We start from the raw sequence: 3,471 nt of genomic DNA, 5'->3' as shown, positions 1-3,471 counted from the left end.
GTCAACGGTTCGAATCCGTTATTCTCCACGCACCCTCCGTTTCCTGAAAGGGATAGGATATAGAGTAAATGATGCAGAAATGCATATGGGGTAAAGTTCTTTGACATATTGGAAGAAGTAAATAAAAAGAGAAGACAACAGTATAGAGGACTGTTACGGCTTCAAAGGTTTACGAAATCAGGATTAAAGCGGTAGGAATACTGATGAATGAATGATAGAATGAACTGATGAACATAACAAGAATCAAAAAGCATACCATGCCGAGCAAAAGGCGGCATGCGTAGAAGAAAGTAAGAAAGGGTACACGGGGGATGCCTTGGCTCTCAGAGGCGATGAAGGACGTGATAAGCTGCGATAAGCTACGGGGATTAGCAAATATAAATTGATCCGTAGATTTCCGAATGGGGAAACCTAACTATTTGAAGAATAGTTGCATAAATGCGCAAACCTGCTGAACTGAAACATCTAAGTAAGCAGAGGAAGAGAAAACAACAGTGATTTCCTGAGTAGTGGCGAGCGAAAGGGAAGAAGCCCAAACCGTTTATGTTACGGCATAAGCGGGGTTATAGGACCACAACATGAACATTAAACAGAAGCGGAACGGTATGGGAAAGCCGGCCATAGAGCATGATAGCTGCGTACGCGTAATGGATAATGGGATAGTGGTATCCTGAGTACCGCGAGGTCGGAGACGCCTTGTGGGAATTTGCCGGCACCATCCGGTAAGGCTAAATACTCCTGAGAGACCGATAGTGAACCAGTACCGTGAGGGAAAGGTGAAAAGAACCCCGAACAGGGGAGTGAAATAGAACCTGAAACCGTGTACTTACAAGCGGTCGGAGCGGTTAACACCGTGACGGCGTGCCTTTTGCATAATGAGCCTACGAGTTACTCTTCCCTGGCAAGGTTAAGTGTTTAAGACACGGATCCGAAGCGAAAGCGAGTCTGAATAGGGCGTATAGTCAGGGGAGGTAGACGCGAAACCTTGTGATCTACCCATGGACAGGTTGAAGGTGCCGTAACAGGTACTGGAGGACCGAACCGATAAACGTTGAAAAGTTTCCGGATGATCTGTGGGTAGGGGTGAAAGGCTAATCAAACTGGGAAATAGCTCGTACTCCCCGAAATGTTTTTAGGAACAGCCTGGCGGTTGAGTTAAAAAGAGGTAGAGCTACTAATTGGGTGCGGGGGAGTCAAATCCTACCAAATCCAGATAAACTCCGAATGCTTTTTAATATACGCTGGAGTGAGGCTCTGGGTGCTAAGGTCCAGGGCCGAGAGGGAAAGAACCCAGACCATCAGCTAAGGTCCCCAAATTACCGCTAAGTTGAACTAACGAGGTCCGATTGCACAGACAGCTAGGATGTTGGCTTGGAAGCAGCCATTCATTTAAAGAGTGCGTAACAGCTCACTAGTCGAGCGATCGGGCATGGATAATAAACGGGCATCAAGTGGTATACCGAAGCTATGGATTTGCAGCAATGCAACTGGTAGGGGAGCATTCTACTGTCGGCGAAGCAGATACGTAAGTTACTGTGGAGATTGTAGAAAAGCAAATGTAGGCATAAGTAACGATAAGGCGGGAGAGAAACCTGCCCACCGAAAGACTAAGGTTTCCTGATCAACGCTAATCGGATCAGGGTTAGTCGGGGCCTAAGGTGAAGCCGAAGGGCGTAGCCGATGGACAACTGGTTAATATTCCAGTACTATTTATAACTGCGATGCGGTGACGGAGTAGTGAAACTGACGCGAACTGACGGAATAGTTCGTTAAATGCCGTAGGTATAGGGACTGTAGTAAAGTACGCAGACCCTGCTGAAAGCAGATAGTACGCAGAACCTTCGGGGGATGTGATAGTTCAGGTAATCAGACTTCCAAGAAAACCCGCTAAGCTTCAGGTTATGAATACCCGTACCGTAAACCGACACAGGTAGTCGAGGAGAGAATCCTAAGGTGCTCGAGTGAATCATGGCTAAGGAACTCGGCAAAATGGCCCTGTAACTTCGGGAGAAGGGGCGCTTCAGCAATGAAGCCGCAGTGAAAAGGCCCAGGCGACTGTTTAACAAAAACACATGGCTATGCAAAATCGAAAGATGACGTATATGGCCTGACACCTGCCCGGTGCTGGAAGGTTAAGAGGGGATGTTAGGAGCAATTCGAAGCATTGAATCGAAGCCCCAGTAAACGGCGGCCGTAACTATAACGGTCCTAAGGTAGCGAAATTCCTTGTCGGGTAAGTTCCGACCTGCACGAATGGTGTAACGATCTGGGCGCTGTCTCAGCCATGAGCTCGGTGAAATTGTGGTATCGGTGAAGACGCCGGTTACCCGCAACGGGACGGAAAGACCCCATGCACCTTCACTACAACTTAACATTGAAATCGGCTACAGGATGTGTAGGATAGGTGGGAGACTGTGATCTGGCTTCGCTAGGAGTCAGTTAGTCAACGTTGAAATACCACCCTTTCTGTATCTGGTGTCTAACTCGTCACAGACGAGGACATTGTTTGGCGGGTAGTTTGACTGGGGTGGTCGCCTCCAAAAAGGTAACGGAGGCTTTCAAAGGTAAGCTCAGTACGCTTGGTAACCGTACGCGGAGTGCAATAGCATAAGCTTGCTTGACTGTGAGGCAGACAAGCCGAGCAGGGTCGAAAGACGGATATAGTGATCCGGTGGTTCTGCATGGAAGGGCCATCGCTCAAAGGATAAAAGGTACGCTGGGGATAACAGGCTGATCTCCCCCAAGAGCTCATATCGACGGGGAGGTTTGGCACCTCGATGTCGGCTCGTCACATCCTGGGGCTGGAGAAGGTCCCAAGGGTTGAGCTGTTCGCTCATTAAAGTGGCACGCGAGCTGGGTTCAGAACGTCGCGAGACAGTTCGGTCCCTATCTGTTGTGGGCGCAGGAAGTTTGAGTGGGGCTGACCTTAGTACGAGAGGACCGGGTTGGACGAACCACTGGTGAATCTGTTATGGCGCCAGCTGTATTGCAGAGTAGCTACGTTCGGAATAGATAAGCGCTGAAAGCATCTAAGTGCGAAACTAGCCACGAGATGAGACTTCCATTGAGGGTCGTAGCAGACTACTACGTTGATAGGTTACAGGTATAAAGGTGGTGACATCATAGCCGAGTAATACTAATCGCCCGAAGCTTTCTTCGTGAATGGAAATGGTGAGTAGCAGGTAGCAATACCTTGCTACTCGCAAACACCAAACAAACAGATAATCAAAATGATACTGTTGTCTTTTCAATTACTTACTTCTTTCAATCATTGTCTTAGATAGGAGATAATAGATGTGAGACATGAGATAAAATCTCAATACTCAGATCTTGATACTCAAATCTAATTAAAATATTCAGGTGCCTATATCGGCGGTGTCCACCTCTTCCCATTCCGAACAGAGAAGTTAAGCCCGCCAGAGCCGATGGTACTGCAGTAAAATGTGGGAGAGTAGGTCGGTGCCAAATTTT

The 3,471-nt window shown here is 47.9% G+C and carries 2 rRNA genes; both read left to right on the top strand.

The features are described 5' to 3' along the window. Positions 1 to 283 precede the first annotated feature (283 nt). A 23S ribosomal RNA gene (locus JN11_RS24240) occupies positions 284 to 3,160 on the top strand. A gap of 196 nt (positions 3,161 to 3,356) precedes the next feature. After that, positions 3,357 to 3,468: ribosomal RNA gene (gene rrf, locus JN11_RS24235) — 5S ribosomal RNA — on the top strand. Positions 3,469 to 3,471: the final 3 nt, after the last annotated feature.

This window comes from Mucilaginibacter frigoritolerans, from assembly GCF_007830615.1.
Classification (GTDB): domain Bacteria; phylum Bacteroidota; class Bacteroidia; order Sphingobacteriales; family Sphingobacteriaceae; genus Mucilaginibacter; species Mucilaginibacter frigoritolerans.
This window is presented reverse-complemented; position numbering and strand designations above follow the sequence as displayed.